At 69.3% G+C, this 25,785-nt stretch carries 26 protein-coding genes; 13 read left to right on the top strand and 13 right to left on the bottom strand.

Features of this window, described 5'->3' with window-relative positions:
- Positions 1-225: 225 nt before the first annotated feature.
- Entirely contained in the window at positions 226-1,299 is a 1,074-nt protein-coding gene (gene dnaN / locus L942_RS37255) for a DNA polymerase III subunit beta (RefSeq protein WP_037369293.1), read from the bottom strand.
- A 65-nt stretch (positions 1,300-1,364) separates the two neighbouring features.
- On the bottom strand, positions 1,365-2,624 hold the full coding sequence (locus L942_RS37250) for an MFS transporter (RefSeq protein WP_037369290.1): 1,260 nt from the start codon (positions 2,622-2,624) through the stop codon (positions 1,365-1,367).
- A gap of 92 nt (positions 2,625-2,716) precedes the next feature.
- Here L942_RS37250 and L942_RS37245 point away from each other — a divergent pair, with 92 nt between their 5' ends.
- Entirely contained in the window at positions 2,717-3,874 is a 1,158-nt protein-coding gene (locus tag L942_RS37245; RefSeq protein WP_037369307.1) for a glycosyltransferase, read from the top strand.
- A 419-nt stretch (positions 3,875-4,293) separates the two neighbouring features.
- On the opposite strand, the gene L942_RS37240 is transcribed toward L942_RS37245, so the two are convergent.
- Both L942_RS37240 and L942_RS37235 read right to left on the bottom strand, forming a co-directional pair.
- Positions 4,294-4,968 (bottom strand): Crp/Fnr family transcriptional regulator, encoded by a 675-nt coding sequence (locus L942_RS37240; RefSeq protein WP_009084463.1) that lies wholly within the window; start codon positions 4,966-4,968, stop codon positions 4,294-4,296.
- A gap of 159 nt (positions 4,969-5,127) precedes the next feature.
- Complete coding sequence (locus tag L942_RS37235; RefSeq protein ID WP_037369289.1) at positions 5,128-5,379, bottom strand: hypothetical protein; 252 nt, start codon at positions 5,377-5,379, stop codon at positions 5,128-5,130.
- 237 nt (positions 5,380-5,616) lie between these two features.
- Here L942_RS37235 and nth point away from each other — a divergent pair, with 237 nt between their 5' ends.
- From nth to L942_RS37215, 4 genes are read left to right on the top strand one after another with little or no spacing between them, the layout of a single operon-like run.
- On the top strand, positions 5,617-6,300 hold the full coding sequence (gene nth, locus L942_RS37230) for an endonuclease III (protein ID WP_037369286.1): 684 nt from the start codon (positions 5,617-5,619) through the stop codon (positions 6,298-6,300).
- On the top strand, positions 6,297-6,899 hold the full coding sequence (locus L942_RS37225) for a TlpA family protein disulfide reductase (RefSeq protein WP_037369285.1): 603 nt from the start codon (positions 6,297-6,299) through the stop codon (positions 6,897-6,899). Before nth ends, L942_RS37225 begins: the two co-directional genes overlap by 4 nt.
- Positions 6,896-7,612 (top strand): NUDIX hydrolase, encoded by a 717-nt coding sequence (locus L942_RS37220; protein ID WP_037369283.1) that lies wholly within the window; start codon positions 6,896-6,898, stop codon positions 7,610-7,612. The genes L942_RS37225 and L942_RS37220 overlap by 4 nt, the downstream gene beginning before the upstream one ends.
- A gap of 7 nt (positions 7,613-7,619) precedes the next feature.
- Complete coding sequence (locus tag L942_RS37215; protein WP_037369280.1) at positions 7,620-8,804, top strand: MarP family serine protease; 1,185 nt, start codon at positions 7,620-7,622, stop codon at positions 8,802-8,804.
- Positions 8,805-9,030: 226 nt separating this feature from the next.
- On the opposite strand, the gene L942_RS37210 is transcribed toward L942_RS37215, so the two are convergent.
- Genes L942_RS37210 through nhaA form a run of 3 tightly spaced genes read right to left on the bottom strand, consistent with a single transcriptional unit; the run spans position 9,031 to position 11,709 of the window.
- The gene (locus L942_RS37210) at positions 9,031-9,948 is read right to left on the bottom strand and encodes an alpha/beta fold hydrolase (RefSeq protein WP_037369304.1); all 918 of its coding nucleotides are present in this window, start codon (positions 9,946-9,948) and stop codon (positions 9,031-9,033) included.
- 19 nt (positions 9,949-9,967) lie between these two features.
- On the bottom strand, positions 9,968-10,465 hold the full coding sequence (locus L942_RS37205; RefSeq protein WP_037369279.1) for a phage holin family protein: 498 nt from the start codon (positions 10,463-10,465) through the stop codon (positions 9,968-9,970).
- A 59-nt stretch (positions 10,466-10,524) separates the two neighbouring features.
- Positions 10,525-11,709, bottom strand: a complete 1,185-nt coding sequence (gene nhaA, locus L942_RS37200; RefSeq protein WP_037369276.1) for a Na+/H+ antiporter NhaA — start codon at positions 11,707-11,709, stop codon at positions 10,525-10,527.
- A 287-nt stretch (positions 11,710-11,996) separates the two neighbouring features.
- Between nhaA and L942_RS37195 the strand changes: the two genes are divergently transcribed.
- Positions 11,997-13,454 (top strand): peptide MFS transporter, encoded by a 1,458-nt coding sequence (locus L942_RS37195; RefSeq protein WP_037369274.1) that lies wholly within the window; start codon positions 11,997-11,999, stop codon positions 13,452-13,454.
- On the opposite strand, the gene L942_RS37190 is transcribed toward L942_RS37195, so the two are convergent.
- Positions 13,451-14,173 (bottom strand): VIT1/CCC1 transporter family protein, encoded by a 723-nt coding sequence (locus L942_RS37190; RefSeq protein ID WP_037369272.1) that lies wholly within the window; start codon positions 14,171-14,173, stop codon positions 13,451-13,453. The genes L942_RS37195 and L942_RS37190 overlap by 4 nt on opposite strands.
- A 120-nt stretch (positions 14,174-14,293) precedes the next feature.
- On the opposite strand from L942_RS37190, the gene L942_RS37185 reads away from it, so the two are divergent.
- Positions 14,294-14,632, top strand: a complete 339-nt coding sequence (locus L942_RS37185; RefSeq protein ID WP_037369270.1) for a cupin domain-containing protein — start codon at positions 14,294-14,296, stop codon at positions 14,630-14,632.
- A gap of 63 nt (positions 14,633-14,695) precedes the next feature.
- Here the strand turns inward: L942_RS37185 and L942_RS37180 are convergent, their stop codons facing one another.
- From L942_RS37180 to L942_RS37170, 3 genes are all read right to left on the bottom strand, one after another.
- Positions 14,696-15,211 carry a DUF6319 family protein gene (locus L942_RS37180; RefSeq protein ID WP_037369268.1) on the bottom strand — a complete coding sequence of 172 codons (516 nt, stop codon included), beginning with the start codon at positions 15,209-15,211 and terminating at the stop codon, positions 14,696-14,698.
- 137 nt (positions 15,212-15,348) lie between these two features.
- Positions 15,349-17,328: an acetate--CoA ligase gene (gene acs, locus L942_RS37175; RefSeq protein ID WP_037369267.1), complete on the bottom strand. Its 1,980-nt coding sequence runs from the start codon at positions 17,326-17,328 to the stop codon at positions 15,349-15,351.
- A gap of 118 nt (positions 17,329-17,446) precedes the next feature.
- The gene (locus L942_RS37170) at positions 17,447-18,025 is read right to left on the bottom strand and encodes a GNAT family N-acetyltransferase (protein WP_037369264.1); all 579 of its coding nucleotides are present in this window, start codon (positions 18,023-18,025) and stop codon (positions 17,447-17,449) included.
- Between the two features lie 113 nt (positions 18,026-18,138).
- Between L942_RS37170 and L942_RS37165 the strand changes: the two genes are divergently transcribed.
- The 5 genes from L942_RS37165 to L942_RS37145 all read left to right on the top strand — a co-directional run bounded on the left by L942_RS37165 (position 18,139) and on the right by L942_RS37145 (position 23,353).
- A complete protein-coding gene (locus tag L942_RS37165) occupies positions 18,139-18,636 on the top strand; it encodes a phosphoribosyltransferase (protein ID WP_009084412.1) in 498 nt (165 codons plus the stop codon).
- Positions 18,633-19,355 (top strand): hypothetical protein, encoded by a 723-nt coding sequence (locus L942_RS37160; RefSeq protein WP_037369261.1) that lies wholly within the window; start codon positions 18,633-18,635, stop codon positions 19,353-19,355. Before L942_RS37165 ends, L942_RS37160 begins: the two co-directional genes overlap by 4 nt.
- 89 nt (positions 19,356-19,444) lie before the next feature.
- Entirely contained in the window at positions 19,445-20,194 is a 750-nt protein-coding gene (locus L942_RS37155) for a 3-hydroxybutyrate dehydrogenase (RefSeq protein WP_037369259.1), read from the top strand.
- 34 nt (positions 20,195-20,228) lie between these two features.
- Entirely contained in the window at positions 20,229-21,536 is a 1,308-nt protein-coding gene (locus L942_RS37150) for an MFS transporter (RefSeq protein ID WP_037369258.1), read from the top strand.
- Complete coding sequence (locus L942_RS37145) at positions 21,533-23,353, top strand: helix-turn-helix domain-containing protein (protein ID WP_037369256.1); 1,821 nt, start codon at positions 21,533-21,535, stop codon at positions 23,351-23,353. The genes L942_RS37150 and L942_RS37145 overlap by 4 nt, the downstream gene beginning before the upstream one ends.
- Here L942_RS37145 and L942_RS37140 read toward each other — a convergent pair.
- Positions 23,338-23,907, bottom strand: coding sequence for a TetR/AcrR family transcriptional regulator (locus L942_RS37140; RefSeq protein WP_037369254.1), 570 nt, complete (start codon positions 23,905-23,907; stop codon positions 23,338-23,340). The two genes, L942_RS37145 and L942_RS37140, sit on opposite strands and share 16 nt — an antisense overlap.
- An 88-nt stretch (positions 23,908-23,995) precedes the next feature.
- Here L942_RS37140 and L942_RS37135 point away from each other — a divergent pair, with 88 nt between their 5' ends.
- Positions 23,996-24,871, top strand: a complete 876-nt coding sequence (locus L942_RS37135) for an aldo/keto reductase (RefSeq protein ID WP_037369252.1) — start codon at positions 23,996-23,998, stop codon at positions 24,869-24,871.
- A 2-nt stretch (positions 24,872-24,873) separates the two neighbouring features.
- Here the strand turns inward: L942_RS37135 and L942_RS37130 are convergent, their stop codons facing one another.
- Positions 24,874-25,752, bottom strand: coding sequence for a sigma-70 family RNA polymerase sigma factor (locus L942_RS37130; RefSeq protein WP_037369250.1), 879 nt, complete (start codon positions 25,750-25,752; stop codon positions 24,874-24,876).
- Between the last annotated feature and the right edge of the window lie 33 nt (positions 25,753-25,785).

Here is a 25,785-nt window from a genome sequence, read left to right as displayed (position 1 = left end):
GCCCCGCCCCGCCCCGCCCCGCCCCGCCCCGCTCGGCGAAAACCTGCTGGGAATCGCCCTGCGGCAGGCTCCAGCCGTCGCGCGGCCAGCTCAAGTCGGCCCACCCTCGGCATCAGCATCGGCACCCGGAATCGGCTCCGAGTGGCCGAGCCGGGCCGCGCCGACTCCGGTTCGCGTTCCGGCCCGGGGCCAGCCGTCGACCCCGCCCAACGCAGCGGCCACCGGTTACCGCGACAGCATTGGCATCACGTAGTACTTCAAGGCCACCTCCCGTCCCTCCGCGTCCGCCGGAGTCAGGACACACGCTCGCAGTCCCGGTTGGATTGCCAGCCGGACTCGTTCTCCGGAGAACGGGGCCAAGGCGTCGAGCAGGTACCGGGCTTGGAAGGACGGCGACGTCCGGCCGCCGCAAACGTTTGCTTTCAGGTGTTCCTCTGCCTCTCCGGTGTCTTGCCGGGCGCTGGCCAGGCGGAGGTGTGCGTCGCCGACTTCCAGGGTCACGGTTCGGCGGTCCTCGGTGTAGACGCCGACTCGGCGGATGGCGGCGGCCAGTTCGTCGGCACCCACCTCGACTTCTGTGTCGACCGCGTCGGACGGGATGGAGTCGGCGGACAGGAAGCCCGCGTCCAGCACTGCCGTGGTGACGGTGCCTCCTGGCCAGCTCAGGGCAAACTGCCCGTGGTCGGCGTGCAGTCCCAGCGCACCGGAGCTGTGCCGGGCGGCTTCGGTCAGCAACGTGGCGGGGACCAGGACGTCAATCGGCTCCCGGACTTCCCGCAGCGGCAGGCGCGCGACGGCCATGCGGTAGCGGTCCGAAGCGGTCAGGCACAGTTCGTCGCCGATCGATTGCACTCGTACGCCGGTGAAGACCGAAAGCGGATCGTCCTTCGCGGCGGTGCCGGCCACGGTGCGCAGCGCCGCACTGAGGGCAGCACCGTCTACTTTGGACAACAGGGGTGGCGGTTCTCGGTCGTGGAGCAGGTCCCGGTCCAGCAGCGGCAGGGCGAAGCGGGCGCTGTCCGTCCGGATCGCGAGGCGGCTTCCTTCGACGGCAAGCCGGACCTGGTCGACATCCAGCATCCGGACCGTTTCGGCGAAAGGCGCGGCTGGGACGACGACTTCGCCGTCCACATGGGTGGTCGCTGGGCAAGACAGCTGGACGGCCAGGTCGCGGTCGTTGCCGGACACCACTAGGCCATCCGCGTTCGCTCGCAAACGCAGGCGGGCTTGCCGGGACAGGAGTCGGGCCGCGGCGGTCACGGCCGCTGCGAGCGGCCGCACGAGGGAAGTGAGATCCATGCCACGCAAAGTAGCGGCGACCACCGACAAAAACCGCAGCCAAAGCTGTTGAGCTGCGGAAACTCTTAGCGAGAAGCTCCCACGAGAGCACTGTCCGCAACCGTCGGCGACGCGGCGCGCACGGTTCCCCGCAGCAGCCACACCACGACCGCCAGCGCGACGCCAGCCGCCCCGGCGGCCAGGAACGCCGCAGCGGTCCCGGAATGCTCGACCAGATAGCCGCTCGCCGACTGACCGGCCGCAAGCCCCAGCGTCACCGCCGTGAGGACCCAGCCGAACGCCTCGGCCGCCGTCCCGCGCGGGGCGACGACCTCGATGGCCGCGGAATGGGTCGTCGACTGCGGGGTGATCATCGCGCCGGCCAGCAGCATCAGCAGGGCCAGCGCCCACAGGCTCGACGGAAGCGCGAGCAGCGCGACCAAAGCACCGAAGCCGCCCAGCAGGACCGGCAGGCGCAAGCCGAGCCGGCGCGGCCACGGGTGCAGGCTGTAGGCCACCCCGAACGCCACCGAACTCAACGACCACGCCGACAGCAGCAGACCGCTGAGCGAAGGGTGCCCGGATTCCGTCGCGGCGGCGGGCACGGCGACCTCCACGAACCCGATCACCACGCCGAAACCGAGCGCCGCCAACGCGAGCGTGCGCATCCCCGGGCTGGCCAGCGCGCCGAGCAGCGGCGTCTTGGCCTTCGGGGCCGGACCCCACGCGCGCACGGTCGGGTTCAGCGCGAACAGGACCGCGCCGGTGACCATGGTGATCGAGCCGGCGATCATGCCGGTGCCCGCCCACGGCGCGGTGATCAGCAGGCCCGCGATGCCGGGGCCGAGAATGAAGAAGACCTCCATGCTGATCGCCTCGTACGACAGCGCGGCGTTGCGCGCCGGTCCTTCCGGCAGGATTTTCGTCCACAGCGCCCGCGACGCCGACCCGACCATCGGCTCCGCGAGCCCGGTCGCGGCGGACAGCGGGACCAGCGCGAACGTCGGCAGGTGCGCTTCGATCGCGACCGCGAGCGACGCCATCGACAGCGCGAACACGGCGGCGACGACCAGCAGCGGACGGCTCGGCCCGAACCGGTCGATCAGCCTGCCCTGCACGACCGCGCCCACCGAGACCCCGGCGAGCGAACTCGCCGAGACCAGCCCGGCCGCGGCGAACGAACCGGTCTCGCGCTGCACGTACAGCAGTGCGGAAATGCCGATCATCGCGATCGGGAGCCGGGCGAGGATCGACGCGATCACCGGGCCGCGCGAGCCAGGGGCGGTCAGCGCGGCGCGGTAGTCGGCGAGCGTGGTGCGGCCTTCGGAGCGGGCAGACTGGGACACGCGTACAAGTATGGCGAAATTGGTACGGAGGTACCAGTAATTTTCCGGTCATCTTGGTCACGCCCGAACGGGTCGGTCAGTACGCTCGCGCGATGCGGCTGATGTTCTCCTCCGGAGCCGGATACAGCCATCTCGCGCCGATGCTTCCGCTCGCGCGGGCGGCGCGGAAAGCCGGGGACGAGGTCGCGTTCGTGACCGGCCCGGAAGCCGTGCGGTATCTGGAAAACACCGGTCTGCAAGCGGTCTCGGTGGGGCGGCCGAGCGACCCGGACGCCGCCGCATCGAGGTGGCGGCGCGCCCGCGAGGAGATGGCCGGGATGACCGCGGACGAGCGGCTCTCCCATCTGGTCGCCGAATTCATGGTCGGCCTCGGCGCGGCCGCGCGGCTCGACGACATGGTCGAGTTCGTCCGCGACTGGCAGCCCGACCTCGTCATCGCCAACCTCGCCGAACGCGCGGCTGTGATGGCCGCGGGCCTGGTCGGTGTGCCGTACGCGATGCACGCGATCGGTCCGCCGAAGGCCGCCGCGACGATGGAACGAGCCTGGGAGGTCGCGAACGGCCTCGTCCGCCAACGTGGTCTCGACGCGTTGCCGCCGCGCGACGCCGTGCCGTACTTGGACTTCTGGCCGGCGGGGCTGAGCCCGGCGGACGTCGCCTGGGAGTACCCGACTCGCTGGCCGCTTCAGCCCGCTGGCGTGGTGCCGACGCCGGGCCCGCGTCCGGCGGTCCTCGACGGGCTGCCGTACGACCGGACCGTCTACGTCACCCTTGGGACCACCCACAACGCGCGGCCCGGCGTGCTGGAAAGCATGGTGGCCGCGCTGCGAGACGAGCCGGTGAACGTCGTGGCGACGATCGGCCGGGACGGAGACGTCAGCCGGTTCGGCGAGCAACCGGACCACGTGCGGATCGAGCAGTTCGTGCCGCAGGCGCAGGTGCTGCCCGCCGTTGACGCGGTGGTCTGCCACGGCGGTTCGGCGACCGTTCTCGGCGCGCTCGCGCACGGAGTGCCGGTCGTGGTTTTGCCGCTGGCGACTGATCATTTCGAAGTCGCCGCCCAGATTCAGGCCGCGGAAGCCGGACTGGCAGTCGACTCGAACGACGGAATTCTCGACGCGGTCCAGAAGGTGCTCGCCGAGCGCAGCTATCGAGAGTCCGCTGAGTCGCTGGCCGCCGAGATCGCGGAGCAGCCCGCTCCGGCGGCGGTGGTGGCCCGGTTGCATGACCTTGAGGTCTCGATCCGATAACACCAGCTGGATTCTTCGTGAACTCGTGCAACGAAGACGCCGTCTTGGCGTCCTTGAGGGTGAATGGCCTTGAATTCGTGGGTTTTGGCCGTGATGGTTGAAAGACAGCCCACTGGGCTGGACAGCACTGCAGCACCCAGCTCCCTCCGGCATATGGGTCGGGGCCTGGTCCGGAGGGCGGGGAGCGCGGGTCGTCGGGGGATGATCCGTGCGCAGGCGAGGAGCCGGTGCGCCACGTCGGGGGTGGCGCCCGGCTCCTTGTCATTTTCCTGGCCGGGAAGACCGGAACCGGGGGCGACACGGAGCGGGCGAGGAACGCCGCTCTTGTGGGGGATAGTCCGGTACGCACGCACGAAGGCCACCCCCAGTAGGAGGTGGCCTTCGAAAAACCCGCGCGGATTAACCCACTCGGGGGAAGCTCAGCGGGCGCGGCGAGCGAGTCGCTCCGGGTCCAGGATCAGCACGCTCTTGCCCTCAAGCCGCAGCCAGCCGCGGTGGGCGAAGTCGGCCAGAGCCTTGTTGACGGTCTCGCGGGACGCGCCGACGTACTGGGCGATCTCTTCCTGTGTCAGGTCGTGCGTGACCCGCAGCAGGCCCGCCTCCTGGCTGCCGAAGCGCTGCGCCAGCTGCAGCAGCGCACGGGCCACGCGGCCGGGGACGTCGGTGAAGATCAGCTCCGCGACCATGTTGTTGGTGCGGCGCAGCCGGCGCGCGACGACGCGCAGCAGCTGCTCGGCGATCTCCGGGCGGGTGGCGATCCACTGCCGCAGCGCCGGGCGGTCCATGGTGACCGCGCGGACCTCGGTGACCGTCGTGGCACCGGACGTGCGCGGGCCGGGGTCGAAGATGGACAGTTCGCCGAACATGTCGGACGGACCGGCGATCCACAGCAGGTTCTCGCGGCCGTCCGGGGACTTGCGGCCGATCTTCACCTTGCCGGACTGGATGATGTACAGCCGGTCGCCCGGCTCGCCCTCGTTGAAGATGACATGGCCGCGGGGGAACTCCACGGATTCCAAGGTCTGGGCCAGCGCCTCCGCCGCTGCCGGCTCCACACCCTGGAAAATGCCCGCACGGGCCAGGGTTTCGTCCACCTCGGGTGCCTCCTCGTCGAGAAACGATCACTTCCTTCGCAGGTCGAAGGCAGTGTCGCCGATCACTTTCGCGTCAGTCTAGGGCGTGTCGGGCAGATCGCTCGTCGGCTCGCCGCGCCCGGCGCGGCTGCCTGGAACGATCACGTCCGACTGAGCAGCCTAACTCCGCACCTTGCGCGCGCGTAGCCTGGCTGCCCGTCCGCCGAGCCGGCGGAGCCGGAACAGCTCGAGCGCGCGGCCGATCCCGTGCCCGTACAGCGCCCTGACCTCGTTGGGCTGGGCCTGCTCCAAGAACTCCTCGACCTCGTTTTCCTGCACTGCGACGTGCTTGAGCCTGCTCTCGACCCGCTCCATGAACAACGCGAAGAACATGATCACCAGTGGGACCAAGATCACGAACCACACGGTCATGCCACAGCTCCGCTGTTGTCGGTGACGCACTCGGTCATGGATCTCCAGATCCTCGCTCAGGGCGGACGCGCGGCCCGCAGAGGTAGTGCTCTGGCGGTTCGGCCGTCCACCGGCGGATGCTCCCGACCGGCTCGTCCGACTCGCCCGTAGGCTATCGGGGTGCCCCCTGTTGTCCCGAACGGGCCCCGCGCGGACCGCGAAGAAAGCCGGCTCGCCCTCGTGAGACGCGCCCGGCGGATGAAACGTTGCCTCGACGAGGTTTATCCGGACGCGAAGGCCGAGCTGGACTTCACGAATCCGCTGGAACTGCTGGTCGCGGTGGTGTTGTCGGCGCAGACCACGGACGTGCGGGTGAACCTCGTCACGCCCGCGTTGTTCGCGAAGTACCGCACCGCCGCCGATTACGCCGGGGCCGACCGCGCCGAGCTCGAGGAATACCTGCGCACGACCGGGTTTTTCCGGGCGAAGGCGAATTCGCTGATGGGTCTCGGCGCGGCGCTGGTGGAGCGCTACGGCGGCGAGGTGCCGAAGAAACTCGACGATCTCGTCACGCTGCCCGGCGTCGGGCGCAAGACCGCGAATGTCGTGCTCGGCAACGCTTTCGGCGTGCCGGGAATCACAGTGGACACTCACTTCGGCCGCCTCGTGCGGCGCTGGGGCTGGACCGCGGAAGAGGATCCGGTCAAGGTCGAGCACGCGGTCGGCGAGCTGATCCCGCGGAAAGAGTGGACCATGCTGTCCCACCGCGTGATTTTCCACGGCCGCCGCGTGTGCCACTCGCGGAAACCGGCCTGCGGCGCGTGCCCGCTGCGCAAGGACTGCCCTTCGTTCGGCACCGGGCCCACCGAGTTCGAAGTGGCCGCGAAGCTGGTCAAAGGTCCGGAGAAGGACCACATCCTCGAGTTGGCGGCGCGCGGGTGACTGCGGTCACCAAATGGGCGCTCGGGGTCGCGGTGCTGGCGGTGGCCGCGTTGGTCGCCGTCCTGACGCTGCGCGGCGGCGATGCGACGTCCGCGCCTCCCGCGTCCGGCGACCTCACCGCCGCCCGCGCGGCGGCGAAGCTCCAGGCTTGCCCGCCCGCCGCGGCGAAGGAGATCGGCCAGCTGTCCGGGATCGAAGCGGACTGCCTCGGCGACGGGTCCCGGGTGGACGTCGGCAAGGTCCTCGGCGGCGGTCCGGTGCTGGTCAACGTGTGGGCGTCGTGGTGCCAGCCGTGCCGCACCGAGTTGCCGGTGCTGCAGCGGTACGCCGCGGAGCCGGGTGCGGTGCGCGTGGTCGGCGTGCAGGTCGCGAGCCCGGCCTCGGACGGGCTCGGCCTGTTCGAGCGACTCGGCGTGCACCTGCCGTCGCTGTACGACGGCGACGGTCAGACCGGTCCTGTCCGCACCGCGCTCAAGGTCCCCTCGTCGTTGCCCGCGTCGTACCTGGTCACCGCGGACGGCCGGGTCCGGTTCATCGCGAACCCGCGGTTGTTCGACAACACTGACCAGGTGCGCGCTGCTGTGAAGGACTACTCATGACCACCGGACCGCTCGTCGACCCCGAAGCCGTGCCGGAATGGCTGCGGCCGCTGGTGAAGGTGTCCGGCGAGGTCGACAGCCGGACCTTCACCCGGTTCAGCCCGCCGGACGATCTGCTCACCCGCGCCGCCGCGGTGCTCATCCTGTTCGGCGAACGACCCGGCGGCGACGGCCCGGATGTCCTGCTGCAGCGGCGGGCGGACACGCTCGGCTCGCACGCCGGGCAGGTCTCGTTCCCCGGCGGCGGCGCGGAGGACGGAGACGACGGGCCGGTCGGCACCGCATTGCGCGAGGCGCAGGAGGAGACCGGCGTCGACCCGTCGGGCATCCTGCCGGTCGCGGTGCTGCCGGAGCTGTTCGTGCCGGTGTCGAGGTTCGCGGTCACCCCGGTGCTGGCGCACTGGCACACCCCGTCGCCGGTCCGCGCGGTCGATCCGGCCGAGACGGCGGCGGTCGCCCGCGTGTCGCTGGCCGACCTCGCCGACCCGGCCAACCGGTTCACCGTGCGCCGCGGCGACGCGTCGTGGCGCGGGCCCGCCTTCACCGTCGACGGCCTGTTCGTGTGGGGTTTCACCGCCGGTCTGCTGTCCGTGCTGCTCTCGCTCGGCGGCTGGGAACGGGAGTGGGACACCGGCGATGTGCGCGAGCTTGACGTAGCGTGGGCCGAACATCAGGGCCGGTTGGCGGCCAGGGACGGCACTATCGAGGAGTGACGGCGCGGTGAACTGGGTCGATGTCGTCGTCCTGCTGCTCGCGGTCATGGCAGCGGTTTCCGGTGCTTTTCAGGGCGTGATCGTCGCGCTGCCCGCGCTTGTGGGCGTCGCGCTGGGCGCGGTGGCCGGGGTGAAGCTGGCGCCGTTCGTGATCAGCCTCTTCGACAGCCCGGTCGCGAAGGTCGCTTTCGCGTTCGCCGTCGTGGTGTTCCTGATCGTGCTCGGCGAGACGCTCGGCGTGTGGGTCGGGCGGAAGCTGCGGCAGAAGATCAATCCGGACAAGCTTTCCGGCATCGACAAGACGCTCGGCGCGATCTTGCAGGCGGCCGCGGTGTTCGTGGTCGCGTGGCTGGTGGCGAATCCGCTGACGACGGTGTCGGCGATTCCCGGGCTGGCGAAGTCGATCAATTCCTCGGTGGTGCTCGGCAAGGTCAACGACCTGATGCCGGCCGAGGCGCAGGGGCTTCCCAGTGATTTGCGGAAGTTGCTTGACGCGTCTGGGTTTCCGTCTGCGCTGTCGCCGTTTGAGAAGGCGCCCTCGGCGGACACGCCGCCGCCGGATACCTCGCTCAATGTGTCCGCGGTGGCCAAGCGGGTGCATCCGAGTGTGGTGAAGATTCGCGGGAACGCGCCTTCTTGTTCGCGGGCGCTGGAAGGCAGCGGATTTGTGGTCGCGCCGCAGCGGGTGATGACGAACGCGCACGTGGTGGCGGGGACCGACGAGGTCGGGATCGAGTCGACCTCGGGGGATTACCGGGCGCGGGTGGTGTATTTCAACCCGGAGGTCGATATCGCGGTGCTGGCGGTTCCTGGGTTGCGGGCACCGGTGTTGCCGTTCGCTTCCCAGGCGGCGAAGGCTGGTGATAACGCGGTGGTGCTGGGGTATCCGCTGGACGGGCCGTATACCGCGACGCCGGCTCGCGTTCGGACGCGGATCAATTTGCGCGGGCCGGATATTTACGACGCCAATACCGTGCAGCGGGATGTGTTCACGGTCCGGGGGACGGTGCGCAGCGGGAACTCCGGCGGGCCGATGATCACGCCGGACGGGGACGTGATCGGGGTGGTTTTCGGGGCCGCGGTGGAGGATCCGGAGACTGGGTTCACGTTGACCGCGGATCAGGTGCGCGGGGAAGTGGAGGCGGCTCCGTCGCAGACTGATCGGGTCGGGACTGGGGCTTGTGCTAGTTGAGTTTTCGGCTGCTCGTCGCCCTGGCGGGCGACATTGCGCCTTGTCCTGCGTGGGGCACCCCGAAGCCCGATTGTGCTGACGGTTCGGTGGTGCTTGTCAAGGCGGGAAAGCGTGCCTTGACAAGCACCACCGAACCGCAGGGAGGCTTCGTATCGGGGTGCAGGGTGGAGGCTGGGTGTCTCGATCGTTGGGCGTGGCGGTTGCGGTTGGCGTCTGTGTGGTGGGGTTAGTGCACGAAGTCCACAACGGACTTGGTGACTCGGTCTGGGTCCTCTAGGTGTGGGAAGTGGCCGATGCTTGGCCAGATTTTCGGTTCGCTGTGCGGGCCTGCCCAGTGGACTGACGCCAGAGCGGTTTCCGGGAGGATGCAGGTGTCGTCCGCGCCGTGTAATTGGAGTACCGGGGCGCTGATGCGGGCGTTGACGGCGTCGGTGAAGCGCCTGCCTTCGCCGCGGAATTGGGCGCGGAAGGCCCAGCGGTAGTACTCCAGCGCCGAGTGTGCGACGCCGGGGACCAGCATCGCTTGGCGGAACCGGGGCAGGGTCTCGGTGAAGTCCGAAGAGGACCGCCAAGGCTCGCCGGACCACTTGGCGAACAGTTCTTCCACTGCCGCCGCGTTGTCGCGGACCAGCCATTTCTCCGGGGCCATCGGGACCTGGAAGCGAAAAAGGTGGCCGACCGCGCGGATCTGGCCGCTCGTGCGCTTCACCGCGGACTTGAACGCGAGCGGGTGCGCGGCGCCGATCGCGGTCACCGACGACACGAGGCGCGGGTGCAGGGCGGCGACGGTCCAGGCGAGCATGCCGCCCCACGCGTGGCCGACCAGATGTGCCCGGCGGGCGCCCAGCGCCTTGATCAGGCCGCCGACGTCACCCGCCAGTGTCCACGCGTCGTAGCCGCGCGGGGGTTTGTCCGAGTCTCCGTAGCCGCGCAGATCCACCGCTACCGCGCGGAAACCGGCGTCGGCCAGTGCGGGCAGCTGGTGCCGCCAGGTCCACCAGAACCCGGCGAACCCGTGCAGGAGCAGCACTAACGGTCCCTCGCCGCATTCGGCGACGTGCAGGCGGATGCCGTTGGCCGAGACGTCGCGATGCGTCCACGGCCCGTCGACCCGCACGCTCGACGGGTCCGGCGTCAGCTCCACCACCGGGCGAGGGCTGGCGTCAGCCCTGCGTCGAGGGCAGGTCGTCGTCCTCGGCCGGCTTGCGCTTGAACGCCTCAGCCGTCTCCTTGACGCTGCTGATGGTGCGCTCCGGCGCGCGCAGCTTCTTCACCTTGCGCCAGCCGAGGAACGCCGTCGCGCCCACGGTGATCAGCATCAGGCCGAACACCGTCGCGAACGCGGGCCAGCGGATGCCCCACCAGTCCGACAGACCCTCGGCGATCAGCAGGAACAGGAAGAAGGTGCTGTACAGAAAGACGGTGAGGGCGATCAGGAAGAAGACCGTCCCCTTGAGCGCCTTCTTCGCTTCCTGCGCCAGCTCGGCTTTCGCCAGCTCGATTTCGGCGCGGACCAGCGTCGACAGGTGCTGGGTGGCGTCTCCGACGAGCTTGCCGATGGACTGCTCGCTCGCCGCGGCTTCCTCGTCGCTGGACAGGGGCAGGTACGGCACGGCCCCCACGCCGTCGGGGCTGGTGCGCTCGTGTTTGGGGCTGCTCACTGGGTCATCGTGCCACGTGACCGTATGCGAGGCGCGACGGACCGGCGGGAGTGTCGGGATCAGGCCGCGTTCGCGTGCACCCGGCTGCGTCGCAAGAGCAGCACGGCGGCGGTCAGCGAGGCGATCGCCGACGCGATCAGGACGGCTGCCTTGGCCACTTCCGCCGCCTCTCCGGGCAGCGCGAGTTCGGCGATCAGCAGGCTGACGGTGAACCCGACACCGCCGAGCACGGACAGCGCCGCGACGTCTCGCCAGCTCATCCCGCTGGGCTTCTCCGCCACGTGCAGCTTCACCGCCAGCAGGCTCGCGCCGAAGATCCCGACGAACTTCCCGGCGACCAGTCCGATGAGGACAGCCAGCGGCAACGCGGTGGTGAAAACCGTCGACAGGGCGTCGCTGTTCACCGAAATCCCCGCGGCGAACAAGGCGAACACCGGAACCGCCACCGCCGCTGACCACGGCTGCAAGCGGTGTTCGAGCCGTACCGCGGGTGCTTCGTCCTCGCCCTCGTCCTCGCGGACGCGAGTGAGCAGCCCGAGCGCGACGCCCGCGATCGTCGCGTGGATGCCCGCCGAATGCACCGCGACCCAGGTGATCAGCGCGATCGGCACGTACAGCCACGGCGTGCGGACGCGTTTGTGCTGCAGGAAGGCGTAAAGCCCGAGCGCGATCACCGCGACCGCCGCCGCGATCAGGTTGAAACTGCTGGTGAAGAGGATCGCGATGACGAGGATCGCGCCCAGGTCGTCCACCACGGCAAGGGAAAGCAGGAAGACCCGCGCGCTGCTGGGCAGGTTCGAGGCGGTCAGCGCGAGCACGCCGAGCGCGAACGCGATGTCCGTGGCCACCGGGATCGCCCACGCCCGGTCGACGCCCGGCGTGCCCCAGGCGATCGAGAGCGCGAGCACCGCGGGCACGACCATCCCGCCGACCGCGGCGATCACCGGCAGGACCGCTTGCCGCCACCGGGACAGCTCGCCGACCACCAGTTCTCGTTTGAGTTCAAGCCCGGCGACGAAGAAGAACAGCGCGAGCAGGCCGTCCTTGGCCCAGTCGCCGAGGGTGAGGTTGAGGTGCAGGAACTCCGGGCCGAGCCGGAAGTCCCGCAACGCCTCGTAAGCCGGGGCGAGCGGCGAGTTGGCCCAGACCAGCGCGACCGCGGTGGCGGCGAGCAGGATCAGCCCGCCAGTGGTTTCCGTGCGGAGAAAACGGGCGAATTCGGCGACGGCGCGGGCTGGGGTCACGAAAAACTCCTAGTGGGGACGGCGGCTCTCCCGCCGACCAGACTTCCCGGCACACCAATGTCCAGTTTACCGTCCGCAGTCGCCGATTACCGCCCGTTGTGACGAACGGCAACCCAGGACTGCCCGATGACGCTCGCATCCCCGGCGGCCGCGCGCAACCGCAGGTCAGCCCGTCGCGACCGGCAAGTTGTCTAGTCCATACTGACGCCGGTTTTTCGTTCACCTGTTCGCCTTCTAGCATGCGAGGAGAGAACGACAACGATGTTGAATACAGGGACGAGGCAGTAGTGAGCACCCCTATCGACGCCCAGGCCGACACCAGATTCTTCGGGCACCCGCGGGGGTTGGCAAACCTCTTCGGCGTGGAGATGTGGGAGCGCTTCTCCTTCTACGGGATGCAGGGCATCCTCGCCATTTACCTCTACTACCAGGCCGAAAAGGGCGGCCTCGGAATCGACCAGAGCGCCGCGCTCGGCATCGTCGGCGCGTACGGCGGCACGGTCTACCTCGCCACCGTCGTCGGCGCGTGGATCGCCGACCGGCTGCTCGGCTCTGAACGCACGCTGTTCTACAGCGCCATCGTGGTGATGATCGGGCACATCGCCCTCGCGGTGCTGCCCGGGCTGACCGGCGTCGGCGTGGGTCTCGCGTGCGTCGCGCTCGGGTCCGGCGGGCTGAAGGGCAACGCGACCTCGGTGGTCGGCACGCTGTACGCCGAGGGCGACGAGCGGCGCGACGCCGGGTTCACGATCTTCTACATGGGCGTCAACCTCGGCGGGTTCATCGGCCCGCTGCTGACCGGGCTCGCCCAGCAGAACCTCGGGTTCCACTTCGGTTTCGGCCTCGCCGCGATCGGCATGGCGCTCGGGCTGATCCAGTACACGATCGGGCGGAAGAATCTCGGCGCGAAGGCGTCCGAGGTGCCGAACCCGCTGCCCTCCTCGCAGCGCGCGCTCGTCGTCGGCGTCGCCGTGGTGATCATCGCCGCGGTGGTCGCGCTGATCATGTCCGGCGTGGTCACCCCGGACAACCTCGCCGACGTCGTGGTCTACGTGGTCGTCGCGATCTCGATCGTGTACTTCCTGGCGATCCTGACCAGCAAGAAGATCACGTCGGACGAGCGCAGCCGGGTGCTGTCGTTCATTCCGATGTACATCGCGAGCGCCGCGTTCTTCTCGCTGTACCAGCAGCAGGCGACGGTCGTCTCGGTCTACAGCGACCAGCGGCTCGACCGCGACCTGTTCGGCTGGACGATGCCGGTGTCCTGGGTCAACTCGATCAACCCGGTGTTCATTATCGTGATCGCCCCGATCATCGCGGCGATCTGGACGAAACTCGGCCCGAAGCAGCCGTCGACGCCGATGAAGTTCGTGCTCGGCACGGTGCTCATGGGACTGGCGTTCCTGCTGTTCCTGCCGATGGCGCACACCGGCCAGAACGGCAGCCCGCTGCTCGCGCTGGCCGGCATCCTGCTCGTGTTCACCATCGCCGAGCTGATGCTGTCGCCGGTCGGGCTTTCGCTGTCGACGAAGCTCGCGCCGGAGGCGTTCCGGACGCAGATGGTGGCGCTGAACTTCCTGTCGGTGTCGCTGGGCACGGCGTTGTCGGGCAAGCTCGCGCAGTCCTACGACCCGAAGGACGAGGTGCCGTACTTCAGCATCATCGGCGGCGTCGCGGTCGCGATCGGCCTGCTGCTGTTCGCGCTGATTCCGGTGATCCGCCGCCTGATGCGAGGTGTGCACTAACCCACGGTGGTGCCGAAAAGCACTCCGACGAAGTAAGTGACGAGCATGGTGAGGGCGCCGACGCCGACGTTCCGGACGATCGCGCGCCCCACCTGCGCGTTGCCGAGCCTCGCGCTCACGAACCCGGTGAGCGTGAGGCCGACGACGACCGCCAGCGCGCACGCCCAGACCCGGATGCCGACCGACGTCCAGGCGATCGCCAGCAACGGCAGCAGCGCGCCGACGGAGAACGCCAGCAGCGACGCCCACGCCGCCTGCCACGGGCTGGTCAGGTTGTCCGGGTCGATGCCGAGTTCGGCCTCCGCGTGCGCCTGCAGCGGGTCCTTTTCGGTCAGCTCGCGCGCGACCTGCTTCGCCAGCTCCGGCGACAGGCCCTTGTCCTCGTAGATCTGCGCGAGTTCGCGTTCCTCGGCCTCGGGCATCGTTTTCAGTTCGTGCTTCTCGAGCCGCAGCAGTGCGCGTTCGGTGTCGCGCTGGGTGCTCACGCTCACGTATTCCCCGCCCGCCATGGAAAACGCGCCGGCGACGAGCCCGGCGATTCCGGCGGTGAGGATCGTGGTGCTGTCGGCGGTGGCTCCGGCGACGCCCACGACGATGCCCGCGACGGACACGATCCCGTCGTTCGCACCGAGAACCCCGGCGCGCAGCCAGTTCAGCTTGCCGCCGACGTCCTCGTGCGGTTCGTGCGCGTGCACCGCGTCGCCCATCGTTTCGGTCACGTCTTCAGTGAATCACGGAAATTGTTTCCGCGCGACGTTTTCCCGGTCACCTGAATTCGGTTAAGAAAGGCAATCCTCAATGAATTGTGCCTTGCCTGACCTGGCGAATAGGCTGCCGGGATGGAGCAGGAGTGGCGGACGTTGGCGGTGGTGGAAGGGCGGCCGTTGCGCGGCGGCACCGGGCTGATCCGGGAACGGGCGCGCGCGGAACACGGTCTGGCGTACGAAATCCGTTATCCGGCGGGCGTCGCGTCGGCCGAGCACAGCCACGACCACGACAGCATCGTGCACGTGCTGGAGGGACGGCTGCGCGGCACGGTCGACGGGGTGTGGTGCGAGCTCGGACCGGGCGACGTGGTGGTGCATCCGCGCGGCGTGCGCCACCACGTCGAAGCGCTCGCTGACAGCCGGTGGATCGAGTTCAAAGCGCCCCTGCCCGGACGGCCGCCGGTGGGCTGAAACGACGAACGCCCGGATCCGGTGCCACCGCGGACACCGGACCCGGGCGAACCGGGGGCTAGCTCAGTTGTCGAGTTCGGCCAGCGCCGCCTTCGCGGCTTCCAGCTCGGCCTCCAGCTGCGCGACCTTCGCGGCCTGCGCCTCGCGGGCGGCGTTGATGACCTCGTCGATCGGGCCGGACAGGTCGTCGTGCAGTTCCTTCGCCGCCCGCGACACCGCCGCGGCCGGGACTGCCAGGCCCTTCGCGACCCACTTGGCGCCGTTCTTCAGCTCGGCCTGCCACTCGCCGTCCGCCGTGCCGGTGACAGTCAGCGTCAGCTCCACGGTGCGGGTCTTCTTGGCCGTCGACGCCGCGGCCTTGGCGCGGCCGCGCTTCGGCTTCGGCGATTCGACCGCCGGGGTCTCCTCAGCCTGCGAAGACTCCGGCTTCGGGGCGTCCGCCGGGGCGCTCGAAGCTTCGGGAGCGGCAGTGGGCTCGGCGACTTCCGGGGCCTCCGGGGTGCCGGCGGCCTGCGGCGATGACGCCGCCGCCGGCCCGGCCGCAGTGTCCTCGTCGTGCGTCAAGGCTTCCACGGACATTCGTGTCGTCTCCTTGCCCGGATCTGGGTTGGGTACGCGGGCATCGTAGAACATGCGTTCGATGCCCGCACTTTCAGGGGAACAATGCAGGAAGGGACCCTCCCAGCCGGGAGAGCCCCTTCCTGACGGGGAAGAACTTACTCCTCCTTGCCGGAGTTCAGTCCGGAGGAGATGAGGTCCATGACCGACGAGTCGGCGAGCGTGGTGACGTCGCCGATCTGGCGGTTCTCGGCGACGTCGCGCAGCAGCCGGCGCATGATCTTGCCGGAGCGGGTCTTCGGCAGCTCGGCCACGACCATGATCTGGCGCGGCTTCGCGATCGGCCCGATCTCCTTCGCGACGTGGTTGCGCAGCTCCTGCACCGCCTCGTCTCCACCGTCGACGGCGTTGCCACGCAGGATCACGAACGCGACGATGCCCTGTCCGGTGGTCGGGTCGGTCGCGCCGACGACCGCGGCCTCGGCGACCGTCGGGTGCGACACGAGCGCGGACTCGACCTCGGTGGTCGAGATCCGGTGCCCGGACACGTTCATCACGTCGTCCACGCGGCCGAGCAGCCAGATGTCGCCGTCCTCGTCGTACTTCGCGCCGTCGCCCGCGAAGTAGTAGCCCTGCTCGGAGAACCGGGACCAGTAGGTGTCGCGGAAGCGCTCGTCGTCGCCCCACACGCCGCGCAGCATCGACGGCCACGGCTTGTCCAGCACCAGGTATCCGCCGCCGCCGTGCGGGACCTCGACGCCGGTGTCGTCCACGACCTTCGCCGAGATGCCCGGCAGCGCGCGCTGCGCGGAACCCGGCTTGGCCGCGGTGACGCCGGGCAGCGGCGAGATCATGATCGCGCCGGTTTCGGTCTGCCACCACGTGTCCACGACCGGCGTCTTGTTCGCTCCGATCTTTTCCCGGTACCAGATCCAGGCCTCGGGGTTGATCGGTTCGCCGACGCTTCCGAGGACCCGCAGCGAAGACAAGTCGTACTTCGCCGGGATTTCCTCGCCCCACTTCATGAAGGTGCGGATCAGCGTCGGCGCGGTGTAGTAGATCGAGACCTTGTACTTCTGGATGATTTCCCAGTGCCGGCCCTCGTGCGGCGTGTTCGGCGTGCCTTCGTAGACGACCTGGGTCACGCGGTTGGCCAGCGGCCCGTACACGATGTAGGAGTGCCCGGTGATCCAGCCGATGTCGGCGGTGCACCAGTAGACGTCCTCGCCCGGCTTGTGGTCGAACACGACGTTGTGCGTGTACGCGGTCTGGGTCAGGTAGCCGCCCGAAGTGTGCAGAATGCCCTTCGGCTTACCCGTGGTGCCCGAGGTGTAGAGGATGAACAGCGGATGCTCGGAATCGAACGCCTCCGGCTTGTGCTCGGGGGACTGCCCGTCGACCAGTTCGTGCCACCACAGGTCGCGGCCCTCGGTCCACGGCGTCTCGCCCTCGAGGTCGCTGCCGGTGCGCTTGACGACGATGACCTTCTGCACGGTTTCCGCGCCCTGCAAGGCTTCGTCGACGTTCGCCTTCATCGGCGCGGCCTTGCCGCGGCGGTACTGGCCGTCCGAAGTGATCACGATCTTCGCCGCCGCGTCGTCCACCCGCGCGCGCAGCGCGGTCGGCGAGAACCCGCCGAACACCACGCTGTGCAGGGCGCCGATCCGCGCGCACGCCAGCATCGCGAAAATCGCTTCGGGCACCATCTGCAGCTGGATCGCGACGACGTCGCCGGCCACGACGCCCAGTGACGACAGCGCGTTCGCGGCCTTCGAGACCTCGTCCTTCAGCTGCGCGTAGGTGATGTCGCGCGTGTCGCCCGGCTCGCCGACCCAGTGGATCGCGACCTGGTCCCCGTGGCCGGACTCGACGTGCCGGTCCACGCAGTTGTACGCGACGTTCAGTTTCCCGCCCACGAACCACTTCGCGAACGGCGCATTGGTCCAGTCCAATACCTGGGACCACTTGGTGTCCCACGACAGCCGTTCCGCCTGCCCGGCCCAGAACTGCTCCCGGTCAGCGTCCGCCGTCGCATACAAATCGGCCTTCGCGTTCGCCTGACCAGCGAACTCTTCGCTGGGGGGAAACGTGCGGCTCTCCGTGAGCAGGTTGTCCAACGCTGGGGACTGCTCGGTCATGGTGCAAAGCCTCCTGTAGTGCGAACCCGCGGCTCAGGGAACGCTAGCGACGTTAGTCCGCCTACGACAAGGTTGCAGCCACGTTGCGCGCACAGCTCCAAGCGATGTGCGGCGAGGCTCAGCCGAGGCGGGCGAGCAGCCGGGCACGGGCGCCCGGCCACTCGGCGTCCGTCATCGAGTAGAGCACCGTGTCGCGGGTCGTGCCGTCCGGACGGATCCGGTGCGCCCGCAGCACCCCCTCGCGCAGCGCGCCGAGCCGTTCGATGGCGCGTTGCGAGCGGAGGTTGCGGTTGTCGGTTTCCCACGCGACGCGCTGGGCTCCCCAGTCCTCGAAGGCGTTGCGCAGCAGAAGGAACTTGGCCTCGGTGTTGAGCGCGGTGCGCTGGAATTCCGCGCCGATCCAGGTGTGCCCGATCGAGAGGATCCGGTGCTTCGCTACTGCCTGGTAATAAGAAGTGGTCCCGGCGACGCGGCCGGACGCGAGGTCGATCTGCGCCCACGGGCGGCGGTCCGGGTCGGCGAGCGCGTCCTTCACCATCGTCTCGGCTTCGCCGAGGTCGGCGGGCTGGCGGACGTTCAGCCAGGCCCAGATCCCCGGGTCGGCTCCGGCCTCGAGCAGGCCGGGGGCGTGCTCGGTCGTGAGAGGTTCGAGCCGCACGTGGCGGCCGGTCAGGACGGGGTGCTCGCTCCAGGTCACGACCTCACGCTACGGTGGCAAGTGGCTGTGCCGAAGTGCCATTACCCAGTCATTTCAGCAGTCCACTATCCGGGCGCTTATGCTCGGCGGACCACCCGAGAAAGAGAGCGCGCATGGCCGAGGAGCGAGAAAACCTCACCTGGGAGTTGTTCGGTTCGGCGAGCCGGGAGCTGGCGCGGGAGGTGGCCGCGGACGGGTTCGTTCCCGACCTGATCCTCTCCATCGCGCGCGGCGGGCTGTTCGTCGCCGGCGCGCTCGGGTACGCGCTCGACGTGAAGAACCTGCACGTGATGAACGTCGAGTTCTACACCGGCGTGGACCAGCGGCTGGACCTTCCGGTCATGCTGCCGCCGGTGCCCAACGTGGTGGATCTCACACACAAGAAGGTGCTGGTCGCCGACGACGTCGCGGACACCGGCGCGACGCTCAAGCTGGTCCGCGACTTCTGCGCCGACCACGTCGCGGACGTCCGGTGCGCGGTGGTTTACGAGAAGCCCGCTTCGACGGTGAAGTGCGAGTACGTGTGGAAGCGGACCGACCGGTGGATCAACTTCCCGTGGTCGGTGCTGCCGCCGGTCGTGGAGCGAGCTGGGCAGGTGCTTGACGCGTGAGCGATCCGCTGAAGCCGTTGCTGGAGCTGGACGGCGTGGCCGCGGCGGCCAAGGCCGCGCAGGACGCGGTCTTCGCCGTGCACCGGCTGCCCGCGAATCTGCGCGGCGGGGCGGAAACCGCGGCTGAGGCTTCGGTACGGGCGGCTCGGGCTTCGGCGGGGATCGACGGGGCCAACCCCGAACTGCCGGAAGACGGCGCGGTGACCGACCCGCTGCTCGCCGGGGCGCTGCGGGTCGCGGAGAAGCTGGAGTCGTTGCTGCCCACCTGGCGGCGGGCTCCGTTGCAGACGTTGGCCCGGCTGCATTTGCTGGCCGCGTCGGACGTCGTGTCCGATCCGGACCAGCTCGGCCGTCCGCAGCGCGGCGGCGAGCGGCTGGAGTTGCTGGCTCAGCTCGTCACCGGGGCGACTTCGGTGCCGGGTCCGGTGCTGACCGCGGTAGTGCACGGCGAACTGCTGGCGCTGGCGCCGTTTGGTTCGGCGGACGGCGTGGTCGCCCGGGCGGCGGCGCGGCTGTCGATGGTCGCGACCGGGCTTGATCCGAAGGCGTTGACGGTGCCGGAGGTCGCGTACTTCCGGCGCGTGCCGCGGTATGTCGAGCTGGCGCAGGGGTTCGCTGGCGGCACGGCGGACGGCGTGCGCGAGTGGCTGCTCTTCTGCTGTGAAGCCTTCGAAACCGGGGCGAACGAGGCGCGGAGCATCTCGTCAGCCGCTGGCTGACCGGTGTGGCCTGACCACATCGCCGAACGGCGTTCTGTGGTGGATTGAGCCATGGTCGCCCAGGTCGAGGCGACTTACTGTTTCCGGCCATGACCAGTGACAGTTCCCTCGCCGGGCGCACCGCGCTGGTGACCGGCGGCGGCAGCGGCATCGGGCTGGCCTGTGTGCGGGCGTTCGGCGCGGCCGGGGCCAAGGTGCACGTCGTGGACGTCGCCGGAGCGGAGGCGGCGGCCGCGGCGGTCGGCGGGCAGGCGCACGTCGTGGACCTGACTGACCCGGCGGCACTGGCGAGCCTGCCCGCGGACGTCGACGTGCTCGTCAACAACGCGGGCGTGCAGCACGTCGCACCGTTGCCGGACTTTCCGCCGGAGCGGTTCGCCTTCATTCAGGCGTTGATGGTGACCGCGCCGTTCTTGCTGATCCGCCAGTGCCTGCCCGCGATGTACGCGCGCGGCTGGGGCCGGATCGTGAACATGTCCAGCGTGCACGGTGTGCGGGCGAGTCCGTGCAAAGCTGCTTACGTCGCCGCGAAACACGCGCTCGAGGGACTGTCCAAAGTGGCCGCTCTCGAAGGCGCCGAGCACGGAGTCACCAGCAATTGCGTGAATCCCGGGTACGTCCGCACGCCGCTCGTCACCGGTCAGCTGGACGCGCAGGCGGCCGAACACGGGGTGCCGCAAGAAGAAGTGCTCGAACAGGTTTTGCTGCGCCGGGCCGCGATCAAGCGGCTGATCGAACCCGAGGACGTCGCCGATCTCGTGGTGTGGCTGTGCGGCGAGTCCGCCGGGCACGTCACCGGCGCGTCGCTTCCCGTTGACGGCGGCTGGACCGCCGGCTGAATTCCCCTTTCCCCACAACGGAGTGGAGTCCGCGATGGACAAAAAGCTGCTGCGCGTCGTCGGAGCCGGGCTGATCGGAACCACCATCGAGTGGTACGACTTCTTCCTCTACACTTCGGCCGCCGCGCTGGTCTTCAACAAGCTGTTCTTCCCGACCGCCGACCCGCTCACCGGCACCCTGCTGGCGTTGCTGACCTACGCGGTCGGCTTCCTCGCGCGGCCGATCGGCGGACTCGTGTTCGGGCACTTCGGCGACCGGATCGGACGCAAGAAACTGCTGGTCGTGAGCCTGCTGATGATGGGCGGCTCGACGTTCGCGATGGGCTTGCTGCCGACCTACAGCGCGGTCGGCGTGCTCGCGCCGATCCTGCTGACGCTGCTGCGGCTGATCCAGGGCTTCGCCCTCGGCGGCGAATGGGGCGGCGCGGTGCTGCTGGTGTCCGAGCACGGCGACGACCGACGCCGCGGGTTCTGGGCCGCTTGGCCGCAGACCGGCGTTCCGGCCGGAAACCTGCTGGCCACCGCGGTGCTCGCGATCCTGGCTTCGGCGCAATCGGACGCGACCTTCCAGTCTTGGGGCTGGCGGATTCCCTTCCTGCTGTCCGGTGTCCTGGTGGTGCTCGGCCTGTGGATCCGGTTGGCGGTTTCGGAATCGCCGGTGTTCCTCGCGGCGAAAGCCGCCGCGGACGAGCGTGAGCAGGCACCGATCGTCGACGTCTTCCGCGGCCATTTCCGGGCGCTGGCAGTGACTTTCGGGGCACGGATCGCGGAAAACGTCTCCTACTACGTGATCACCGCGTTCATTCTCGTGTACGTGACCACTGGCCTCGGACTGCCGAAGGCGACCGGCTTGACCGCGGTGCTCGTCGCGTCGGCGGTGCACTTCGTCACGATTCCCTTGTGGGGCTTGCTGTCCGACAAGATCGGCCGGAAGCCGGTGTACCTGTTCGGCGTGGTCGGGATGGCCGCGTGGTCGTTCGGCTTCTTCTGGCTGCTCGACCTGCGCACGACCGGTTCGGTGATCGGCGCGGCGGTGATCGGGCTTGTCGTGCACGGAGCGATGTACGGCCCGCAGGCGGCGTTCTTCGCCGAACAATTCCCGACGCGAGTGCGCTACACCGGGCTCTCGGTCGGCGGCCAGCTGTCGTCCATCGCGGCCGGCGCGGTCGCTCCGTTGATCGCGGTGGCGTTGTTCGAGGCGTACCGCTCCACGGTGCCGGTCTCGGTCTACGTGGTCGCGATGTGTCTGTTGTCGCTGGTCGCGCTGCTCGGCGCGCGGGAGACGCGCGGCGCGTCGTTGCACGAGACGGCGGCCGAACGGCAGGCTTCAATGACAGCATGACGGGTGTGGACCCCACTGCCGAGGCTTATCGCCGGCTGCTCGAACTGCTCGCCGTCGGAGCGAGCAGTGAGCAGCTGGCGCACGTCGCTGCCCGGGGGCTGTCCGCGGAACAGTCCGCTGCGATCGGTTCGGCCACGGAACTGGCGTTGCGGATCCGCGAGACGCTCAGCGAGCACCGGCGGCGGGAAGCCGAGCTGACCGCGTTGTTCGACACCGCGAGCGACCTCGCCCGGCTGCGCGATCCGGACGCGGTGCTGCGGTCGATCGTCCGGCGTGCCCGGACGTTGCTGGGCGTGGACGTTTCGTACCTCAGCCTCAACGACGAGGCGAACGGCGAGACGTACATCCGGGTCACGGACGGCTCGGTGTCCGCGCTGTTCCAGCAGATTGTCCTGGGAATGGGCGAGGGCCTCGGCGGGCTCGTGGCGCAAACCGCGCGTCCGTACGCGACCGCGGACTACTTCAAGGACGAGCGGTTCCGGCACACTAAACCGATCGACGCAGGCGTCCGCGAGGAGGGATTGAAGGCGATCCTGGGCGTGCCGCTGGCGATCGGCGGCAAGGTGCTGGGCGTGCTGTACGCGTCCGACCGATCGTCACGGGCGTTCTCGACGGCGGAGGTCGCGCTGCTTTCGTCGCTGGCCGCGCACGCCGCGATCGCGTTGGACACCGCGCATCTGCTGGAAGAAACGCGTTCGGCGGCGGCGGAACTGAACGCGGCCAACGCGACGATGCGCCGGGCCGACGAGGCGCACGACCGGTTGATGGACCTCGTGCTCGGCGGCGCGGATTTGCCTGTGGTGGCAGCGGAAGTCGCCGGAGTCTTGCGCGGGTCGATTGCCGTGCACGACGAGGAAGGTGGGCTGCTGGCCGGTAGTGAAGTGGCTTTCGACGCCGCTGCCGTGGCTTCATCGCAGGCCAACGGTCGCGCGGTGTCCACAAAGGACACCTGGGTCTGTGCGGTACGGGCGGGCCGCGAGTTGCTCGGCAGCTTGACGCTGTCCGGACGGCCGGAGCTGGCCGGGGACGATCGGCGGCTCTTTGAACGCGCCGCGGTAGTCACGGCATTGTTGTTGCTGCTGCGTCGTTCCGTCGCGCAAGCTGAGGATCAAGTTCGGGGCGAGTTGCTGACCGACCTGCTCACCGCGCCGACTCGCAATCCAGGTGCGTTGATGGCTCGCGCACGTCGATTGGGCGTCGATTTGTCGGCCCCGCACGCGGTACTGGTCGCGCATGCGTCCGGCATTTCCCGACGCGGGCTCGCTGCGGCGTGTGCCCGGTATGGCGATTTGGTCGGGGTCCACGCGGAGCAAGTCGTCGCGCTCGCGCCGGATCAGCCTGCCGCAGCGCGGATCGCGGCCGAGCTTAAGTCCGTTGTGGACTGTCCGGTGACCGTCGGTGCAGCTGGTCCGGCGAGCGGACCGGAAGCGTTGGCACAGGCGTACACCGAAGCTGTTCGATGCGTCAACACGCTGCTGGCTCTCGGCCGCGAAGGCGACGGCGCGGCGATGACCGACCTCGGATTCCTCGGCGTCCTGCTCGGCAGGCATTCCGACCTGTCCGGCTACGTCCGGGCAACGCTCGGCCCAGTCCTCGACTACGACGCCCGGCGCGGCACCGATCTCATCGGCACGCTGCGCGCGTACTACGCGGCGGGCGGGAATTTGGCGCGGGCAAAGGAAACCCTGCACGTCCACGTCAACACGGTCGCGCAGCGGATGGAACGCCTCTCCGTGCTGCTGGGCGAGGACTGGCGCGAGCCCGAACGCTCATTGGAGATCCAGCTCGCACTACGCGTGCATCAGCTGGGCGGCTGACGGACTCCGGCGAGAATCAGGTCGAGCATCCGGCCCAACTGCTCCCGGCCGTCCGGCAGTGCCGGGATGCTGCACGCGCCGACCACCGTAACGACCACGTCCTGCGCGCGCACGTCCGCGCGAAGCGTGCCGTCCGCCACGCCGGCGTCCATGATCAGCTGGACCGCCTCGGTCAGGTCCGCGCGGACCTGCGTCATGTCGACCGTGCCCGCCTCGATGATCGCGCGCAGTGTGTCGGCCATGTCGTACTTCGTGCTCGCATACTCGGCGAAGCGGTCCATCCACCGGCGCAGCGCGCGAAGCGGCTTCTCGGTCTCGAGCAGCTTCGGCGCACTCGCGACCACCTGCGCCAACTCGTCGCGGTACAGCGCCTCCACCAGCGCTTCGCGGGTAGGGAAGTGGCGGTAGAGCGTGCCGATGCCGACGCCCGCTTCGCGCGCGACGCGCTCCAGTGTGACGGGCTCGTCGCCTTCGCCGAACGCTTTGCGGGCAGCGGCGAGCAAGCGCAGACGGTTGCGTTCGGCGTCCGCGCGCGGTTTCTTCGGGCTCGACAAAGCGGAGGACCCTCCGGTTCTGCTACGGTGGAAATACGGAGGCGCCTCCGCATCAACTTCCACTATGCCACGGCAGGAGTCTTTTCTCATGACGGCACCCACTGCTCCAGGCGGCACCGCGAAGCTCGCCGGCCACGAGGTCGCACGGATCGGCTACGGCGTGATGCAGCTCGGCCGCCCCGGAACCGACCGCGCTGACCAGGTGAAACTGCTCCGCGAAGCGGCCGAAGCGGGCGTGAACCACCTGGACACCGCCCAGTTCTACAGCGACGGCCGGTGCAACGAGCTGATCCGCGAAGCGTTCTCGCCCTACCCGGACGACCTGGTCGTGGTGACCAAGGTCGGGGCGGAGGAATCCCCGGAAGGGCTTCGGCTCGCGCAACAGCCAGCGCAGCTACGCGCGCAGGTCGAGGCCAACCTCGCGTCGCTCGGCGTCGAACGGCTCGACGTGGTCAACCTGCGCCGAGCGGACGCCGGACCCGGCCTGATCGCGGAAGGCGACCAGCTCGTCGACATCGACGACCAGCTCGCCGAGCTGATTTCCCTGCGCGACGCGGGAAAGATCGGCGCGCTCGGGCTCAGCAACGTCTCGGCCGACCAGCTCCGCAACGCGCTCGAAGTCGGGATCGTCTGCGTGCAGAACTCCTACAACGTGCTCGCCCGCGACACCGAACCGGTGCTGGAGCTGTGCCGGGAACACGAGATCGCCTGGGTGCCGTACTTCCCGCTGGGCTCGGCGTTCGAGCTGGGCCAGGACGTCACCGGGAACCCGGTCGTGACCGGTATCGCGGCCGAACTCGGCGTTACCCCGGCGCAGGTCGCGTTGGCCTGGCTGCTGCAGGGCTACGAGGGCACGCTGCTGATCGCGGGCACGGCGACTCCGGCGCACCTCGCCGAAAACCTCGCCGCCGGCCAGGTGCGGCTGTCCGCCGAAGCGGTAGCCGCCCTGGACCGGCTCGGCTGACCTCAGAAGTCCAGCGCCGCGAGCCGCTCGGCGTCGGCGAGGATGTTGATCTCCGTGATCAACCCGTCGGCCACGGTGAACGACAGCACCGAAACCGCCTTCCCGTCGCGCCGGGCGATGATGCCGGGGCCGCCGTTGACGGTCGCGTACTGCGAAACCAGGCCGGTCGCGCGGAACCTCGACGCGTTGCCCGCGACCTCGGCCGCACCGCGCACGACCTTCGAGCCGAGCCCGCCGGTGTCGACGCGCAGCAGCGCGTCCGGGTGCAGGAGCGCGACCAGCCCCTCGAAGTTGCCGCCGCGCGCGGCGGTGAGCCAGGCGTCCGCGATCTTGCGCTGCTGGGTTCGATCCGCCGGACCGGCCGGCGTCACGCCCTGCACCCGGCGGCGCGCCCGGCTCGCCAGCTGCCGTACCGCGGCGGTGTTCTTGTCGAGCATCGTCGCGATCTCGTCGAACGGCACGGCGAACATGTCGTGCAGCACGAAAGCGAGCCGTTCCGCCGGGTCGAGCGCCTCCAGCACCACCAGCAGCGCGAGCCCCACCGAATCCGCGAGGACCTCCTGCTCCGCCGGGTCGACGCCGTCTCCGGTCTCCACGACCGGGTCCGGCACCCGGATGTCCAAGGGGTCCTCGCGGCGGGTCGCGCGCGAGCGCAGCATGTTGAGGCATTGGCGCGACACGATCGTCGTCAGCCAGCTGCCGGTGTTGCGGACGTCCTCTCCCGACGACCGCGTCACCCGCAGCCAGGTCTCCTGGATCGCGTCGTCGGCCTCGGCGAACGAACCGAGCATCCGGTACGCCACCGCCCGCAACCTGGGCCGATGCTCTTCGAACTGAGCCGCCCAGAAATTCTCGTCCTGTTTTTCGTCCCGCACTGTCACATCTTCTCCTCGCGCCGGGTCCTACTGGCAAGA

This window comes from Amycolatopsis orientalis DSM 43388 (genome assembly GCF_000411975.1).
Taxonomy (GTDB): domain Bacteria; phylum Actinomycetota; class Actinomycetes; order Mycobacteriales; family Pseudonocardiaceae; genus Amycolatopsis; species Amycolatopsis orientalis_D.
Note: the sequence above shows the minus strand (reverse complement) of the source record. Positions and strands in the feature narration are given on the sequence as shown.